Annotated in this window: 17 protein-coding genes, 2 tRNA genes and 2 pseudogenes; 11 read left to right on the plus strand and 10 right to left on the minus strand. The window is 53.5% G+C overall.

Annotated elements, in window-relative coordinates; all coding sequences use genetic code 11:
- Window positions 1-239: 239 nt before the first annotated feature.
- From dmeF to XM38_RS20125, 3 genes are all read left to right on the plus strand, one after another.
- Window positions 240-1,172: a CDF family Co(II)/Ni(II) efflux transporter DmeF gene (gene dmeF / locus XM38_RS20115; RefSeq protein WP_088430856.1), complete on the plus strand. Its 933-nt coding sequence runs from the start codon at window positions 240-242 to the stop codon at window positions 1,170-1,172.
- 195 nt (window positions 1,173-1,367) lie between these two features.
- On the plus strand, window positions 1,368-1,550 hold the full coding sequence (locus XM38_RS20120; RefSeq protein WP_137455189.1) for a hypothetical protein: 183 nt from the start codon (window positions 1,368-1,370) through the stop codon (window positions 1,548-1,550).
- Window positions 1,547-2,185 (plus strand): LysE family translocator, encoded by a 639-nt coding sequence (locus XM38_RS20125; RefSeq protein ID WP_080811118.1) that lies wholly within the window; start codon window positions 1,547-1,549, stop codon window positions 2,183-2,185. Before XM38_RS20120 ends, XM38_RS20125 begins: the two co-directional genes overlap by 4 nt.
- Window positions 2,186-2,206: 21 nt before the next feature.
- On the opposite strand, the gene XM38_RS20130 is transcribed toward XM38_RS20125, so the two are convergent.
- Window positions 2,207-3,412 (minus strand): aminotransferase class V-fold PLP-dependent enzyme, encoded by a 1,206-nt coding sequence (locus XM38_RS20130; RefSeq protein WP_225889369.1) that lies wholly within the window; start codon window positions 3,410-3,412, stop codon window positions 2,207-2,209.
- A gap of 150 nt (window positions 3,413-3,562) precedes the next feature.
- Here XM38_RS20130 and XM38_RS26155 point away from each other — a divergent pair, with 150 nt between their 5' ends.
- From XM38_RS26155 to XM38_RS20165, 8 genes are all read left to right on the plus strand, one after another.
- Entirely contained in the window at window positions 3,563-3,739 is a 177-nt protein-coding gene (locus XM38_RS26155) for a hypothetical protein (protein ID WP_187329482.1), read from the plus strand.
- Window positions 3,685-5,262 carry a TM0106 family RecB-like putative nuclease gene (locus XM38_RS20135; protein ID WP_225889370.1) on the plus strand — a complete coding sequence of 526 codons (1,578 nt, stop codon included), beginning with the start codon at window positions 3,685-3,687 and terminating at the stop codon, window positions 5,260-5,262. Before XM38_RS26155 ends, XM38_RS20135 begins: the two co-directional genes overlap by 55 nt.
- Before the next feature lie 112 nt (window positions 5,263-5,374).
- The gene (gene lpxA / locus XM38_RS20140) at window positions 5,375-6,190 is read left to right on the plus strand and encodes an acyl-ACP--UDP-N-acetylglucosamine O-acyltransferase (RefSeq protein ID WP_088430858.1); all 816 of its coding nucleotides are present in this window, start codon (window positions 5,375-5,377) and stop codon (window positions 6,188-6,190) included.
- A gap of 583 nt (window positions 6,191-6,773) precedes the next feature.
- Window positions 6,774-6,847: transfer RNA gene (locus tag XM38_RS20145), tRNA-Asp, on the plus strand.
- Window positions 6,848-7,237: 390 nt separating this feature from the next.
- Window positions 7,238-7,678, plus strand: coding sequence for a hypothetical protein (locus tag XM38_RS20150; RefSeq protein ID WP_088430860.1), 441 nt, complete (start codon window positions 7,238-7,240; stop codon window positions 7,676-7,678).
- A 5-nt stretch (window positions 7,679-7,683) separates the two neighbouring features.
- Window positions 7,684-8,508: a TlyA family RNA methyltransferase gene (locus tag XM38_RS20155; protein ID WP_080811124.1), complete on the plus strand. Its 825-nt coding sequence runs from the start codon at window positions 7,684-7,686 to the stop codon at window positions 8,506-8,508.
- 597 nt (window positions 8,509-9,105) lie between these two features.
- Window positions 9,106-10,416, plus strand: a complete 1,311-nt coding sequence (locus tag XM38_RS20160; protein WP_080811126.1) for an AAA family ATPase — start codon at window positions 9,106-9,108, stop codon at window positions 10,414-10,416.
- Window positions 10,413-10,868 carry a hypothetical protein gene (locus tag XM38_RS20165; protein WP_080811127.1) on the plus strand — a complete coding sequence of 152 codons (456 nt, stop codon included), beginning with the start codon at window positions 10,413-10,415 and terminating at the stop codon, window positions 10,866-10,868. Before XM38_RS20160 ends, XM38_RS20165 begins: the two co-directional genes overlap by 4 nt.
- A gap of 246 nt (window positions 10,869-11,114) precedes the next feature.
- On the opposite strand, the pseudogene XM38_RS20170 reads toward XM38_RS20165, so the two are convergent.
- From XM38_RS20170 to rplS, 9 genes and pseudogenes are all read right to left on the minus strand, one after another.
- Window positions 11,115-11,474, minus strand: a pseudogene (locus XM38_RS20170) (DUF4090 family protein).
- Between the two features lie 119 nt (window positions 11,475-11,593).
- The gene (rplL, locus tag XM38_RS20175; protein ID WP_080811129.1) at window positions 11,594-12,007 is read right to left on the minus strand and encodes a 50S ribosomal protein L7/L12; all 414 of its coding nucleotides are present in this window, start codon (window positions 12,005-12,007) and stop codon (window positions 11,594-11,596) included.
- A 60-nt stretch (window positions 12,008-12,067) separates the two neighbouring features.
- Window positions 12,068-12,628 carry a 50S ribosomal protein L10 gene (gene rplJ / locus XM38_RS20180; protein ID WP_080811130.1) on the minus strand — a complete coding sequence of 187 codons (561 nt, stop codon included), beginning with the start codon at window positions 12,626-12,628 and terminating at the stop codon, window positions 12,068-12,070.
- Window positions 12,629-12,965: 337 nt separating this feature from the next.
- Window positions 12,966-13,595: pseudogene (gene rplA, locus XM38_RS20185) on the minus strand (50S ribosomal protein L1); the annotation flags it as partial.
- A 183-nt stretch (window positions 13,596-13,778) separates the two neighbouring features.
- The gene (rplK, locus tag XM38_RS20190) at window positions 13,779-14,204 is read right to left on the minus strand and encodes a 50S ribosomal protein L11 (protein ID WP_080811133.1); all 426 of its coding nucleotides are present in this window, start codon (window positions 14,202-14,204) and stop codon (window positions 13,779-13,781) included.
- Between the two features lie 3 nt (window positions 14,205-14,207).
- Complete coding sequence (nusG, locus tag XM38_RS20195; protein WP_080811135.1) at window positions 14,208-14,882, minus strand: transcription termination/antitermination protein NusG; 675 nt, start codon at window positions 14,880-14,882, stop codon at window positions 14,208-14,210.
- Window positions 14,883-14,884: 2 nt separating this feature from the next.
- A complete protein-coding gene (secE, locus tag XM38_RS28265) occupies window positions 14,885-15,169 on the minus strand; it encodes a preprotein translocase subunit SecE (protein WP_080811137.1) in 285 nt (94 codons plus the stop codon).
- Between the two features lie 240 nt (window positions 15,170-15,409).
- A tRNA-Trp gene (locus XM38_RS20205) sits at window positions 15,410-15,482 on the minus strand.
- 75 nt (window positions 15,483-15,557) lie between these two features.
- The gene (gene rplS / locus XM38_RS20210) at window positions 15,558-15,920 is read right to left on the minus strand and encodes a 50S ribosomal protein L19 (RefSeq protein WP_080811139.1); all 363 of its coding nucleotides are present in this window, start codon (window positions 15,918-15,920) and stop codon (window positions 15,558-15,560) included.
- Between the last annotated feature and the right edge of the window lie 286 nt (window positions 15,921-16,206).

Here is a 16,206-nt window from a genome sequence, read left to right on the forward strand (position 1 = left end):
AAAACCTATGCTGTGTAAGCTTTACACTCTCTAGCCGAAAGCCATCTCCCTGAAACACCTATTGAGCCATTTTTCTTTGGGATCAGCAACTCCGGCCCGGTTTAGAGAGGCTGACTGGCTCCGCCACCGCGCCAAATGTGGCAGTGGCTATACACGGACCTTGAAGCGGCTCCTTATCGGCAGTGAACATTGATACCCTATAGGGATATTGAGGTCAGTCGAATTGCCCTGAGAATTCTATGCATATTCATGCCCTTGACCAGTGGCAGCATTCCCATGACTTTGCCGATGATCGGAGTCATGCCGAGAAAAATACCAAACTCGTGATGCTGCTGACAGCAGTCACGATGGTTGCGGAGATTGTCGCCGGCACATTCTTCGGTTCGATGGCTCTGCTGGCTGACGGTTGGCACATGGCCACCCATGTTGCAGCATTTGGAATTACGATCTTTGCCTATCACTATGCCCGCCGCCATGCCGCCGACCCTCAGTACACCTTTGGCACAGGCAAGGTCAGTGTTCTGGGCGGCTTTGCCAGCGCCGTTGCCCTTGCCGTCATTGCGTTTCTGATGGCCTTTGAATCGGTTGAACGGCTTTTTCAACCTCAAATGATTCAGTTCAATGAGGCCATCGGTGTTGCCATCCTGGGCTTAGTCGTCAATTTAGTCAGTGCTTGGTTGTTGCAAGCGCAGCCTGATCATGGGCACCATCATCATCACCATCATGACCAGAACCTTCGCGCCGCTTATTTTCACGTTTTAGCAGATGCGCTGACGTCTATTTTTGCCATTGTTGCCTTGCTGGCTGGGCAATTTTTAGGGTGGGTCTGGATGGATGCGTTAATGGGTTTGGTGGGGGCCGGGGTGATTACGAAATGGGCGTATGGTCTAGTCAGAGATACGAGTTCGGTCCTGCTGGACGGCGCTGTTGACCGGAAAATCAAGTTGGATATCGTGACCACCATCGAAGAGGATGCGGATAATCGCGTCACCGATTTACACGTCTGGTATCTCAATCAGGATCACTTAGCTGCCACCATCTCACTGGTCACCCATTATCCCCAGGCACCCGAGCATTATAAGCAACTACTCAGCCGTCTTCCATCTCTTTCCCATGTACTGGTTGAAGTGAACCAGTGTCACGGCGAACCTTGTCTGGCGGTACGGCCGTGATGGCAGTAACTATTAGGGCGGTTGATGAGGCATGAGCTTAGAGTTGAGCCCTGACACGGCGGGCAATTCCGCCACCTCACTCACTGAGGCAACGCCCCATATCGATGCCATCAATGGATAGGATGCACCCCATCGTTGGTTGCCGGCAGATGCGATCGCTAGGGTGAAGGCATATCAACCATTCACGTCAGAGCCATGGCATCAACCTCTAGAGGCTGGCAATGGATGCGGCCTTGGATGCTGCAGCTAAGCCGCGCTAGTGACAAGCAGCGGCTGCAGGTTCAGGTGGCATCTCAGCAAGGGGCTGTAGACTTCTGTCGCGGGCCAAGACTCGTGTTAAACGTGGTCGACCCCGAGCCTCAGCCAGATCAAAAATGACACCCCCCTTAACCATGACCGGCCGTCATATTGCCACCCTGTTTGGCACCATGCTGGTGCTGGCGGTGGTTCCAGGTCCTAGTGATGTAGCCGTGGTAGCCAGGTCTCTGATCTCTGGATTCACTCAGGGGCTGATCATGGTGGTCGGCATCGTCATGGCCGATCTGCTGTTTATTGTGTTAGCCGTCTTTAGCTTGGCAGAAGTAGCTGACTCCTTGGGAGCGCTATTTGTAATCGTCAACTATGGCTGCGGGCTATACCTGATCGGGTTAGGCATACATGCCTTACGCTCTCGGCCTCACAGTATCGAGGTATCTGATGTCAGACAATACCCCGGATATTCCAGCTTCTTGGTGGGGTTGCTGATCACCTTGGCCGACCCCAAGGCGATTTTATTTTATATGGGATTACTACCGGCCTTCGTCGAGTTATCGACGATCACTGTCCTAGATATCCTGGTGATTATGCTGATTGCAACGACGGTGGTCGGCGGCGTCAAGGGCACCTATGCCTGCTTGGCTAACCAGGCAAAAGGAGTCTTCAAAAACAGCAGGCTTCGTCAACGCCTGGAGAGTATAGCTGGCTGTGTCTTGCTAGGCATCGGGCTGTTTATTGTGCTGCAGCCCCATGTCTAAGTGACTAACTCTTGCCACGGGTCATGCAGAGCCAGCCGTTTTTATCGCTCCTACCAACTGGTCGATTTCCGCCTCGGTGGTGAAGTAGTGTACACAGGCCCGCACGCAGTGGGGGAATAGCAGAGTGCGCAGCATAAATCCTTGGCTCTCCAGGGTTTGCACTAGACTGACATGTTGGGAGGGAGCGGGCTGACCAGCCGCTAGGATCTGAAAGGATACCAGGCCCGATTCGGGGGGCACCTGCCGCAGGCAGCGAATCTGAGGTAAGGTCTGCAGCTGCTGCCAGAGGTAATGGCTGAGTTGGCAGATGCGCTGGTAGCGCTGGTCAGCGCTGCCCCACTGTTGATGCAGACTCAGGGCGGCCTGGAGCCCGGCCTGGAGAGCATAGTCGGAGGTGGCGACTTCGTAGCGCTGGCCATTGGGTTTCCAGCCGGTAGGCTGGCCCTGGTCGTCGGTGGTAATGCCCCGCCAGCCGATGAAGGTAGGATGGATGCGATCGCACAGGGCCGGTCGCACATAGAGCCCGCCCAAACCCGCCGGACCGCACCACCACTTATGGCCGGTGAAGGCGTAAAAATCCACCTCTGATGCCGTCAGATTCAGGGGCAACGAGCCCACCGACTGGGCCGCATCCACCAGCACCCAGACCGGTTGGGGCCGATCATGGCAATACCGCACCATGTCTGCCAGGGGCAACACCTGGCCCGTATTCCAGGTGAGGTGGCTAATCACCAGCAGCCGCGTCCGGGGTCGCAACCGGGCCGCCATGGCTTCCACTGGTGAGCGCTGATCCAGGCCATCTAGTAGAGAGAACTGGCTCGTCTCCACCCCAAAGCGACGGCAGATTTCTTGTACCGCTGCAATGACGCCGGGATGTTCACAGTCCGACAGCAGAATATGATCCCCCGCCTGCCACTCCAAGCCCCAGAGGGGAATGTTGCAACCCACGGTGACATCTTCGGTCAGGGTGATGGCAGTGGCGGGGCAGCCCAATTCCGTCGCCATCAGCTGCCGGGTCGCCTCAGCCTGCTGCTGTAACCAACGATTTATCTGGCCACAGAAAGGGCCTTCTTGTTGAATCTTCCAGTGGGCCCGTTGGATGGCCTCCAGGGCGGCTTGGGGCATGGGCCCCTGGCCACCATAGTTGAAATAGGCTTTATTCGTCAGGGCTGGGAATTGCTGACGCAGGGAATCGAGGGCGGCAGGATCGGCGGAAACTAAAGACACAGACTCATAGACATAGACCACTAACACTCTATCAAGCTCGATTGCGGCAGACGCTACCCCGTTTCGTGCGGTATAACAGACAATAGGTTCGAGAGCCGCATTTTAAGGATTTCCCTTGGTACTGACTGTGCACTGGATCGTTCCCCCTCGATGGCCTCAGACGGCGTTGTCTTGGCAATGCCGGTGGTTAATAGCTCTCCATCTACTCCCGATATCCTGGGTGAACGGGCCAGTGACGATAATGCCTATCCACTGTCTACCCCAACGCAGTTTTGTCTGCTAGCTACCCCCTACCGCGACGAGTCAATTCAGGGGGTAGCCAACTGACTCCCCTCAGGGTTCCGCCTGAGCGTCAGGGCTTCATCAAACATCCCACTGCCCGCTGGCTTACTCATGATCTGCTGTTTCACTATCAGCGCTGTAGCCGCCGGGCGTTTTTAGATCTCTATGGCACCTCGACCCAGCCAGATCCGCCCAGCGATTACCTGGAGAAGCTGAAGCAGGATAGCACCCACCATCGCCAAGGGATGTTGCAGCGCTATCAGCCTCGCCACCGCCCCCTCTATCCAGCCCGGGACTGGCAGGCAGGCAGGCAAGCTACCCAGGCGTTGATGGCCCAGGGAGTCGACCACATCACCCAGGGAGTGCTGACAGCACCGGCGACCGCCGGCATTGCCTTGGTTAGCCGTCCAGATCTACTGATCAAGCAGCCGGGCAAGTCCTTCTGGGGCGACTGGTACTACGTGCCCATGGATATCAAGTTGGGTAAGAAGCCCAAGCTTGACTATCAGGTGGTGGCGGCGTTTCATGCCTATCTGCTGTCCCATACCCAGGGGATGTGGCCGGAGGAGAGTTGGTTGGCGCTGCGGGAAGGCCGCCTCTATTCAGTGGACTTAGTGCGGCAAATTCCCAAAATGCAGGAGGTGCTGGCCGATTGTCTGCAAGATCTGCAAGCAGAGACGGCACCGTCGGTATTTATTTCCCATAGTCGCTGTGACCTGTGCCATTGGTTTAGCCACTGCTACGACCAGGCCAAGACCACCCAGCACCTGTCCCTGCTGCCGGGGGTAACGCCGGCCCGCTACAGCCAGTTGCAGGGATTGCAGTTGACCACGGTAGAGGCCCTGGCCCAGGCCAACCCTAGGCGGTTGGCTCCCTTACCGGGGTTTGGGGAAACGGTGGCCGAGAAGCTGATCCATCAAGCCCAGGCTATCCTGCATAATCGCGCCATTGCCCGCACGGATGAGGATAACCGCTTTCCCCTGGTCCCAGGGCAGTTGCCCTCGGCCGCCGTAGAACTCTATTTCGACATCGAGGCGGCTCCTGATCAGGATCTGATCTACCTGCATGGGGTGCTGGTGGTCAATCATGAAGCCGGCAGCGAGGAGTTCCATGCGTTGCTGGCGGAGACCCCGGAAGAGGAATACGAGGCTTGGCAAGGGTTTCTGGCTCTGGTGCAGCGATATCCTGAAGCACCCATCTATCATTTCTGTCCCTATGAGGCCCAGACCGCCCGTAAGTTGGCCCGTCTCTATGGCACAGCGGATGCCGTCGTTGAGCCCTTGCTAGCACGCTTCGTGGATATGCACTGGTGCATCACGGAATCGGTAACCTTGCCGATTGAGAGCTATGCCCTGAAGCACATTGCCCGCTGGATTGGCTTCGACTGGCGCGATAGCGGCGCCAATGGGGCCCAGTCCATCTGCTGGTATAACGATTGGCTGACCACGTGCGATCGCACCTATCTAGAGGCCATCCTGCGCTACAACGAGGACGACTGCCGCGCCACCTACTGGATCAAACGCTGGTTAGTGGAATTTGCCCAGCCCTTTTGGGCACCAAAGCCATAGCGCCCAGCGCGAGAGCGTAGTACCGTACTGATACCATGTCCAGCTGTTGTCTCGATAGCAATCATCTAGGGGTTGCTGAGGCAAGGTTTACCACTGGCAATCGGGAGTGAACATGACCATCCATCCAACCGCTGTGATTGAAGCGGGCGCGGTGCTGGGCCAGGGAGTGGTCGTAGGCCCCTTCAGCTACGTGGCCCACGATACCTATGTGGGCGATGGCTGTCACCTAGGACCTCACGTAACGCTTTTACCCTACACGACTCTGGGGGCTGGATCCCGAGTCCATGCTGGAGCCGTTCTCGGAGATATTCCTCAGGATTTGTCTTTCAACGATGCTGTCAGCCATGTTCGCGTTGGTCAGCAATGTGTACTGCGAGAGGGGGTGACCATTCATCGAGGCACCCAGCCAGACTCGGTCACAGTGGTCGGAGACGGCTACCTACTGATGGCCAATAGCCATGTCGGCCACAACGCTCGCTTAGGCAAACGGGTAATCATGGCCAACGGTGCCCTGGTGGGGGGCTACGCCGAGGTAGGCGATCGGGCTTTTATCAGTGGCAACTGCTTGATCCATCAGTTCACCCGGGTGGGGCGTCTGGTGATGATGTCAGGGGGTTCCGCCGCCCAGAAAGATGTCCCCCCCTTCTGCATGACCCGTAGCTCCACCACCAATATCATCATGGGGCTGAATGTGGTGGGCCTGCGCCGGGCAGCCTTTAGCGCCCCGGAACGACAAACCCTGCAACGGGCCCTGCGGGTGCTCTATCGCTCTGGTCTAAACATTCAAACAGCCACTGCCAAGCTGGAGCAAGAATTCGACTCGCCCCTGGTAACCGAAATCTGCCAATTCGTCCGAGGCTCGAAGCGGGGTATCTGCAAGTTTGTGAAACCAGCAGCCAAGGCCAGCGGCGACGAAGCAGGATGGTGATGGCGAGAACGGAGGGAGGGTAGGCGAGTGGGTGGGTGGATGAGGAATAGGGTGATGGGGAGTAGCGTGGGTCTTGTCGCTGAAACAGGGAAAGCAATGTGTAGCCAGGGAAGGACGCGGGTTTTGAATTTTGAATTTTGAACTTTGAACTTTGAATTTTTAGGGTTTGAGTGAGGGCATGCCAGGCTCTTACTCTCATCATGGGTTGAGCAAAAGGGAAACAAGCCCCTCACTTCCCTCATTGACTGACAAAACTTGCTAGAACCCAGACTATCCAAAGGGTCAGGGAACCTGCCCCCTACAGCATCCGAAATCTGGTAAGGGCGCGGTTTCCGCGCCCAATGCAGAATCTTTTGTCAGTCAACCAGCTCACTTCCTTGCCGATGCAACGCGATCCATCACTACTCACCGATATGCCCTTCCGCAGGTCCAGGGCAGTAGTTCGGCAAGCTCACCACAAGCGGTTTGCCCTGGTCGTAGGGGTCCGGGGGAAGCAAAACTGGAACAATCTGTTTGACAAAAGGAACATTCCGTTAGCAAAATAGAGATCGCCTTAAAGGAGTGTCGCTTCGACCTCACGCGAGGGACTGTAGTTCAACCGGTTAGAGCACCGCCCTGTCACGGCGGAAGTTGCGGGTTCGAATCCCGTCAGTCCCGTCTTCCTATGCACAGACCCCAACTTCCGCCTTAGCGGCGACCGTTGCGGGTAAGCCTGCGGCTGGCTACGCCTACGAATCCCGTCAGTCCCGTCTTCCTATGCACAGACCCCAACTTCCGCCTTAGCGGCGACCGTTGCGGGTAAGCCTGCGGCTGGCTACGCCTACGAATCCCGTCAGTCCCGTCTTCCTATGCACAGACCCCAACTTCCGCCTTAGCGGCGACCGTTGCGGGTAAGCCTGCGGCTGGCTACGCCTACGAATCCCGTCAGTCCCGTCTTCCCCTGATTGCCACCTGCGATCGCATCGCATCGCCGATCAAATATCCTTCGGCGTCTCCTGACTCGCTAGGATGACAGAGTATGGTGACATCAAGACGATAGCAGCAGCGATGGCAGACATAGTGTCCCTGGAATTTTGGGTCTGGTTAGTCGTTATTGGGGGAACATTGGCCGTGGGGATGATATCCATGAGTCGGGCCTATTTGCGGCCTCCGAGCAAGACCTTACTGTTTCCCCGGCCCCAACCGCAATCGTCGCTACCCCTCAGCCAGGCAGCCCGCCTCTCTTTTGAGCAGGGGTGTGAGGCCTTCAAGCAGCAGCAATTCCGTCGGACCATCGATCGCTTCGCCCAGGTAATCGCAGCTGAGCCCAACTGTGCCGAAGCCTTTCATAATCGGGGCTTGATGCAGGCTAACCTGGGCAATGATAACTATGCCATCGCCGATCTGCTGCAAGCCAGCGACCTGTACGATCGCCAGGGCACGAAAGCTGGGCTAGAGCAGGTGAAAGCCCAGCTGCAGCAAATGGCCACCCGCTCTCAGGACAAGTAAGGGCCATGGCTAAGCAGCGCCTGGATGCCCTGTTGGTGGAACGGGGGCTATGTGACTCGCGGCAGATGGCCCAGCGGTTGATTCGGGCTGGAGCGGTGAGGGTCAACCAGCAGCTGGTGGATAAACCCGGCCATGCGATCGCAGCCAATGCAGATATCCAGGTGAAGCGCCGAGCACCCTATGTGTCTCGTGGCGGCGAAAAACTCGCCAAAGCCCTGGCCGACTTCGAGATTTCCGTTTGCGATCGCATCTGCCTAGACGGCGGCATTTCCACCGGCGGCTTCAGCGATTGTCTACTGCAGGCAGGCGCCCGCTTGGTCTATGGCATCGACGTCGGCTATGGCCAGGTAGCCTGGAAGCTACGGCAAGACCCGCGCCTGGTGCTGCGGGAGCGCACCAATCTGCGCCATCTCACCCCCGAGACCCTCTATGGGCCAGACCGCTCTTGGCCCGATCTAGGCGTCATGGATGTCTCCTTTATCTCCCTAACCAAGGTGCTGCCCGCCTTCTGGCGATTGCTGCAGCCACCTAGAGAAGTGGTGCTACTGGTGAAACCCCAGTTTGAAGTGGGCCGGGAACAGGTGGGGAAAAAGGGCGTGGTTCGCGATGCCAAGGTCCAGGCCCAGGCCATCTGGACCGTGTGGCAAACGGCCCAAGCGTTGGGCTGGCACTATCGCGGCCTCACCTGGTCGGCCATGGTGGGACCGGCCGGAAATATCGAGTATTTGCTATGGCTGTCGGCAGATCCTGGCGTATCCCTGGAAGGGCCAGAGTTAGCGATGATCCAAGATCGCACCCAAACCGCTCAGACGACTCTATTGAAGTCGTAGGGACGGAGCAGATTCATAGTGAGAAGAGAGGACTGGAGTCAAGGCATTAAATGCCCTGCCTTACTGGCGATGAAGATTTACTGAAGGTCTCTGCATAATCCCCCACAGCAGACCTATTATACAGAGGAAGATCCGGCTAATCACCCTATTTGGGAGTGTTATCAAGGCATTGATGGGCATAACATCCCGATTTGGCGATATAGCCCGAACAAGATCTGCATAACACCCTATTTTGGGTGTTTATGCCGAAAATTTTCAGCCTAACTACTTTTAGCAGAGATGATATTCGACTTTAAGCCTGCCTAGTCACCTCGACTGGGGGTGTTATGCAGAATAGAGGAGAGCAAAGCAGGCTAAACAATAGTTAGCTTCCAAGAGATCAGATCCCCTCTTTAAAATCCTTGATTAAAACATGCTCAATTAGTACAGTTGCATTTTACTTGAAGCAAAGATATAGAAGGTAGACAGTCGTTAGTATTTGGGTAGCAGTGTGCAGCAGCTACAGACTCACAGCAGTATAATGTACTATTCACATGCTCAATGTCAGGCTGTTTAATTCTAGAGTCGCTTAGTTAAGACCGAAATGGAGTACTTTAGGTGCTTACTCAAATCGAATTAAAAAATTTCAAGAGCTACAGATCAGGCACTTTGCAACTTGGACGGTTGACCGTACTCATCGGGGCTAATGCTTCTGGAAAGAGCAACGTAATTGAAGCGCTACGCTTGCTAGCAAGAATTGCTGAGGGAGAACGACTTAGCCTTTTGGGTGGGCCTTATAAGCAAGACGAAACAATTTTTAGGGGAGGAGTAGAGAATCTTGGCTATCGGGGTTCAAAATCTTTCGGGCTTTCTTGTGTAACAACAGAGCCAGAGTGGAAAGATCTCTCAATCGATTTAAGTCTTGGAGGAGATGGAGATCTTCATGTTACCAAGGAAAAAATTACAAGTCATACTTCAACAGTTCCTTTGTATGAAATTACAAGCGCACCTCAAGGGGCTGGAAGTGACGTATTTGTTACTTATAACAATTTTGCCAGAGGTGGGAAAAAACCTAGCATAGTATGCAGCAGTCATATGGCAATTTTTACACAACTTTTGAGTGATATCCGCTTCCGTCCAGAGAACACTAAAAGTCGAAAAATAATTCCTAAGGTTGCTGAACGATATGTTCAATGGTTAAGTAGCATCGTATTTCTTGAGCCTGAGCCAAGCTCAATGCGCTCTTATGGTCATAAAGTTGATAAGGTACTCAAAGAGCATGGTGAAAACCTTTCAGGGGTAATCTATAACTTATGTCTTAACCCAAATGTCAAAAGTTCGGTTCTGGATTTCGTTCAAAGTTTGCCTGAACAGGATATTGAAAATATCGATTTCATAGAAACACCTCGTGATGAGGTTATGCTACAGCTAACTGAAACCTTTGGCGGTGCATCGACTACCTATGATGCTTCCATACTTTCAGATGGAACTTTACGCGTGCTCTCTATTGCTGCAGCAATGCTTTCTGCACCTGAGCAAAGTTTAGTTGTTATTGAAGAAATCGATAACGGCGTACATCCTAGCAGAGCAGCAGATTTGTTAGAGCGGATTTCTAGTATTGCAAAGAACCGTGATTTACGGGTTCTAATTAGCAGCCATAATCCCGCACTTCTTGATGCCCTGCCTGATGAAGCCATTCCTGAAACTGTATTTTGCTATCGAAGTCCTCAAGATGGATCAAGTCAGTTAGTTAGATTGCAGGACATTCCCGACTATCCCGAACTCATTGCTCAGGGGTCTGTTGGGCACCTCATGACTCGCGGACTATTAGAACGGTTTGTTAAGCAACATCCCGGAACAGAGCAGAAAAAGAAGAAAGCAATGGAGTGGCTAGCTTCTCTCGCTGTGGTAGGGGAACCGAGAGAATGAAAGCAGTTGCAATTGTTGATACATCTATATTCTGCAATGTTCTCGATATTCCTCATATGAATAGTGAACGGACTCAGGTAATGCAAAAGTTGAAAGATTTACTTGAGGAAAGTACTAATCTTCTTCTACCTATGGCTGCCGTCTATGAAACAGGGAATCATATTGCTCAACTCAGTGATGGTGGAAACCGGCGTCAATTTGCTGAAGTTTTCATTGAGCAAGTCAAGAAAGCGATAAAAGGGGAAGCACCTTGGCAAGTTATGCAGCTGCCAGATATGGAGGAGGTTGGAGAATGGCTAAGTAACTTTCCTGATTCAGCAATGCGTGGCGCAGGTATGGGAGACTTATCAATAATCAAAGAGTGGGAGAAGACGATTAGGATAACGCCCAATCACCGTATTTTTATATGGTCTTTAGATGGCGATCTTCAGGGATATGATCATATTCCTTGATCCTAATAATTAAGCTTTAGCTAGCAGTGTTGACTTTTATGCAAAAATCTGTTCCCTTTCGAGAAAATCTTATTGATTCTAGGCTTTCGCAAAAAGCTGACAATTCAAATGCAGCGGACAGTTTTGAGCCGTTGCTGCTGAGTTTAAGGTTGTCTGCTGCCGATGATTTGAGCCGTTCCCTCTCCAGGCAAGCCTTTGACTTGAGAAAGTCGCATCAATGCGTCGCAACCTCCTCGGAACCTAACGCTATGATTTGCTGCCGTAGTAGAAGGCGATTTCTCTGTCTTTGAGGGGCGCAAAGCCAGCTTCCTGCAGCATGTGCTCCAGATCAGCCAGGGAAAAGTGCTTGGCACCGATGCGGAGGATGCGCGATGGCCCTTCAGGGCCGGTCTAGCCCCTCTGGGGCGGCGTCGCCTTTTATGTCGCCCTGCGAAATGACCATCGCATCGTATTGGTGACGCCACTGCGCTACCACTGGGCTTCCTTGGCCATCACCCGCCGATACAGCTCCAGCTTGGCCGCAGGGATGGGGCTGCCATCGAGGTCAATGCCCTGGGCAAGGGCCTGATCAACGGCATCGGCGCCCGTGGTGGTGGGGTGGGTCATCGGTATCCTCGTGAATCAATCGATAAATCGATCCGCATCCTATCAGAAAAAATCCCCCGGCGCCTTGGCGTCGAGGGAATCCATCATGACCGGCCCTGCAGCCGCAGCCAGGGACCAGGCTACTTGACAGACACCTTGGCACCGGCCTCTTCCAGCTGCTTCTTGGCATCTTCGGCGGCTTCCTTGGCCACGGCTTCCTTGACCGCTTTGGGAGCCGATTCCACCACTTCCTTGGCTTCCTTCAGACCCAGGCCAGTGAGGGCACGTACTACCTTGAGGATGGCGATCTTCTTGTCCGCGGGAACCTCTTCTAGGACCACGTCGAATTCGGTCTTCTCTTCGGCCTCCTCAGCGGCGGCTCCGTCACCGCCAGCCCCGGCCATCATGCCGGGGGCCATCATCATCATGCCACCGCCACCAGCGGCAGAGGCATCGACGCCAAAGGTGTCTTCGATTTGCTTCACCAGCTCAGACGCCTCCAGAAGACTGAGGGACTTAAGCTGTTCTAAAATTTCGTCGGTCTTAGCAGACATGGGTTAACTCCTGTGAAATGGACACAACAAATCGAGACAGTAGAGATAGAGGGGCTGCTCCTACGACTCTTCTTGCTCGGAAACAGCCTTGATGGCGCGAGTCAGGGAAGCTGGCACTTCCTTGATACCCACAGCCAGTTTGGTGGGAACGGCATTGAGCCCTACGCCCAACTTGGTGGGAACAGCATTGATGGCACCGGCAATGCGGGCAATCAGCTCTTCCTTTGACGGCAGGTCGGTGATGGCTTTGATGTCGTTTTCATCAAGGGCTTGTCCCTCCATGACGCCGCCGCGCAAGACGGTTTTTTTGGTGTCTTTCTGGAAGGCTTGGTACTCCTTGATGGCTCCGCCCAGATCGTCCTTGACCAATACAAAGGCCGAGGCATCCTTCAGGAAGGTCTGAATCGGCTGCCAGTTATCATCCCCCTCAACGGCAATGCGCATCAGGGTATTCTTGGTCACCTTACAGACAGCCCCTTTGGAGCTGAGACGATTGCGCAGATCGGTGATTTCAGCAACGGATAATCCCTTGTAGTCAATCACCAGAGCCAGCTCAAAGCCAGTCAATAGCTCTTTCAGCTCTGCCACAATCTCCTTCTTGTTCGCTAACGTTCTCCCCATTCGGTCTCACCTCCTTTTAATCGGGGATTACAAATCTGTGGGGGACCCAGCCATTAAAAAACCTCCGGGAAATACCGGAGGACAGGCCCTGAAAGTAAGCGGCGGCCGCACGCTATCAATGTGCGATCGCAATGGCTAGGGCATCTACCTCGGCAGGGTTTATGCGCAGGCAACCTGCTGTCTCCGGCTTACCAAGCTATGGAGTTGTGGCGTGGGTCAATAACTTACCTCTCCATGAGAAATGTTTGCAGTAGGGATATCTTGGCTTGCCTTAGGCAATATCAGCCATCTTAATATCCCGTAGGGCGCTATCACTGATGACCCATGTGGGTTACCATCGCCAGTAGCGCCCCTTAGCTCCCGAAGGCCGGTTGCGATCGATACATTCCTGTAAGGCCTTTAAGTTCATCAGCAGATCTGCCACCGAAAAAGATGCCTTACCGAACATCACATGAACGATTCCAGTCCGATCCGCTCGAAATTCGAGCTTACCTGCCTTAAACTCATCAATCGCCTGGGACAAATTAAAGGTCACCGTACCACCCTTGGGAGACGGCATCAAGCCCCGTGGCCCCAACAGACGCCCCAGCTTAGCCACCTTGGGCATCATGTCTGGAGTGGCAATCAAGACATCGAAGTCCATCATGCCTTTAGAGATCTCCTCAATTAGATCCTCTGAACCAGCCATGTCAGCCCCGGCACTACTGGCTTCCGTTACATTTTCACCTCGAGCAATTACAGCCACCCGCACAGTTTGCCCGGTGCCCTTTGGCAAAATGACCGTCGTTCTCAGTTGCTGATCCGTGTACTTAGGATCGATGCCCAAACGAATATGGGCCTCTGCTGATTCCGGAAACTTAGCCGTGGCTGTGTCCTTCAGTAAGGTGAGGGCTTCCGTGGGCTCGTACAGCTGATCCTCAACCCTTTTGTGAAGGTCCTGAAGTCGTCGAGAAATTGTCTTAGGCATAATCCATTACTACTCCTGGGGTGATAACGAAGTCGCAACCTCTCCCCCTCTATGGGACATACCGCCCTAGAGACGGCAAACTTTTCTACAATACCCTACTCCACCTGACCATGACGGCAAACTTTTCTACAATACCCTACTCCACCTGATCATGGCAGAGAATCCTAGGCTGAGGCAAAGAACCTAGCCAGATACCGTGACGCCCATATTCCGGGCTGTCCCTTCCACGATGCGCATAGCCGCTTCAATATCGTTGGCATTGAGGTCGGGCATTTTGGTCTCGGCGATCTCTCGCAGTTGGTCACGGCTAATGGATCCCACCTTTTGAGTGCGAGGTTCCCCGGATCCCTTCTCAATCCCGGCCGCCTTTTTAATCAAGACCGACGCTGGGGGAGTCTTGAGGATGAAGGTGAAGCTGCGGTCTTCAAACACCGAAATCTCGACTGGCACTACCAGCCCCACCTTATCCGCCGTTCTGGCATTGTATTCCTTGCAGAACGCCATGATATTGACGCCATGCTGACCTAGAGCTGGGCCAATGGGGGGAGCCGGATTTGCCTTCCCTGCTGGAATCGCTAATTTAATAATCGCAACTACTTTCTTCGCCATCGACTAACTCTCTTTTTGAACCTGGTTGAATTCCAACTCCACTGGGGTATCACGCCCAAAGATTGACAGCAACGCCTTCAATTTGTGACGTTCAGGACTGACTTCAATCACCTCACCCTCAAAATCTTTGAATGGACCCGACAGCACCAAAATCTTGTCGCCAGTGGCCATATCAATTTTGACAACAGGCTTCTGTTCCTCAGTCCGCTTGAAGATGCGCTTAACTTCAGCTCGACTCAGGGGCATGGGTTTCACATGACCCCGACCGCGACCATAGCGACGCCGCTGCTCCGCCCCCACAAAGTTAATCACATGGGGGGTATTTTTGACGACAGACCAAGCCTCATCATCCATCAGCATGCGCACCAGCACATAGCCTGGAAAGACCTTCTCCTCAATGTTCTGGCGACTACCATCCTTACGAAGCTTAACTGCCGGAGTTTGGGGGATCTCGATCTGAAAGACTCGATCAGCTACATCGAAGGTCTTGATGCGCTGCTCCAGATTCAGCTTCACTCGATTTTCACACCCAGAAGCCACCTGCACGGCATACCAGCGTCCCTGCTTTTCAGAAATCGCTTGGGCCTCACCCTCATCAACTACATCAGCCGATGAGATATCTGCAGATTCCACGTCGTCATTGAAGCCGTCGTTGAAATCGTCTGCTGTCAACGCCATCTCTAAAACACCTGTCTAGACGCCCATCCGAAAACCTGATCGATTAAATAAATCAAGGAAGCGGAAAGGCTCACCATCAGAATTACGGCGGCAGATTCGCTGATTAACTGCTGCCGACTGGGCCAAACAACTTTGCCTAGCTCTTCCTTGGTACCCTCCAAGAACTTAGCTAGATTAAAGCCCTCCTCTGCCGTCGATTGAGCCTTGGATTGAGCCTTGGATTGAGCCTTGGATTGAGCCTTAGCATTATCGCGCTTCGGGTCAGATTTCGTATCTTTTTTAGCCACTGCCTATAGACTCCTGCGTATTCAACCTCGGCAACTCAAGCACACCAAATACTTTTACTAGCTGAATCAGCCTACGACAATGCATTTAGCGTCTGGCCTCAAGCTGCAAACTCCTTCTATGATAAGCAGTCTCATTGCCTGTCTGAAAGGCCCTCACCACCGAACGACAATTCTACCCGAAGTCCTGACACGTCAAGCTGAGTCCCTAAGAACTTCGGGTAGATTGTAATGGTGACTCAGCGCGCCCTGGAGGACTCGAACCCCCGACATCGGGTTTTGGAGACCCGCGTTCTACCAACTGAACTAAGGACGCATACGGCCAGAGTCAATTTGAATAGATTTAACCTGAATCAATCAAGCTAAATCCTAGCTCATCCTTAGTCTACCGTTAGATAGGCCGGTCGAACCGTTGCTTCAGACGTGTTGCCTTACCAACCCGATTACGCAGGTAGTACAGCTTGGCTCGACGAGCTTTACCACGACGAATGACTTTGATGTTAGCAATGCGAGGGGCGTGCAGCAGGAAGACCCGCTCTACACCAATACCCTGAAAGATACGGCGGACAGTAATGCTGGCATTGATGCCACCATTGCGCTTGGCAATCACCGTGCCTTCATAGGGCTGAACCCGCTCTTTTCCCCCTTCCTGAATAATTACACCGACGCGGACAGTGTCGCCGACGTAAATTTCGGGGATATCGTCCTTATAGTAGTCCGCTTCGATAGAGCGGATGATCTCCTCAGCGTTCATAGGGCCTGCAAAAACGCACAGTCTATTACACTACACTAGTAGAGCATCAAATATCAACACTCTGCTGGCTACGACAGCAATTCTCATTTTGGCGAAAAGCTGCTCAAGCTCTAGAACTGGACAGTGGAAAGTTTTCAGTCCGCTGGCAAGACACCAAGAAAAACGGACGTGGGTTAAGTCGAATCACCCATCATGTCCAAAACTGGCTGATATAGAACGTTTCAGCCAGCAATATTATGGAGCTATGCCAACGTCTTGAGCAAATCTTAGGGGAGACTGCGTCTAG

Source organism: Halomicronema hongdechloris C2206, from assembly GCF_002075285.3.
GTDB lineage: Bacteria > Cyanobacteriota > Cyanobacteriia > Phormidesmidales > Phormidesmidaceae > Halomicronema_B > Halomicronema_B hongdechloris.

Coding starts and splice junctions, on each gene's coding strand:
- lpxA (WP_088430858.1), top strand. CDS start 5,375: ATGACCATCCATCCAACCGCTGTGATTGAAGCGGGCGCGGTGCTGGGC.
- nusG (WP_080811135.1), bottom strand. CDS start 14,882: ATGGCGTTGACAGCAGACGATTTCAACGACGGCTTCAATGACGACGTG.
- XM38_RS20150 (WP_088430860.1), top strand. CDS start 7,238: ATGGCAGACATAGTGTCCCTGGAATTTTGGGTCTGGTTAGTCGTTATT.
- XM38_RS20155 (WP_080811124.1), top strand. CDS start 7,684: ATGGCTAAGCAGCGCCTGGATGCCCTGTTGGTGGAACGGGGGCTATGT.
- XM38_RS20165 (WP_080811127.1), top strand. CDS start 10,413: ATGAAAGCAGTTGCAATTGTTGATACATCTATATTCTGCAATGTTCTC.
- rplJ (WP_080811130.1), bottom strand. CDS start 12,628: ATGGGGAGAACGTTAGCGAACAAGAAGGAGATTGTGGCAGAGCTGAAA.
- XM38_RS20125 (WP_080811118.1), top strand. CDS start 1,547: ATGACACCCCCCTTAACCATGACCGGCCGTCATATTGCCACCCTGTTT.
- rplL (WP_080811129.1), bottom strand. CDS start 12,007: ATGTCTGCTAAGACCGACGAAATTTTAGAACAGCTTAAGTCCCTCAGT.
- XM38_RS26155 (WP_187329482.1), top strand. CDS start 3,563: ATGGCCTCAGACGGCGTTGTCTTGGCAATGCCGGTGGTTAATAGCTCT.
- rplS (WP_080811139.1), bottom strand. CDS start 15,920: ATGAACGCTGAGGAGATCATCCGCTCTATCGAAGCGGACTACTATAAG.
- XM38_RS20120 (WP_137455189.1), top strand. CDS start 1,368: ATGGCATCAACCTCTAGAGGCTGGCAATGGATGCGGCCTTGGATGCTG.
- dmeF (WP_088430856.1), top strand. CDS start 240: ATGCATATTCATGCCCTTGACCAGTGGCAGCATTCCCATGACTTTGCC.
- rplK (WP_080811133.1), bottom strand. CDS start 14,204: ATGGCGAAGAAAGTAGTTGCGATTATTAAATTAGCGATTCCAGCAGGG.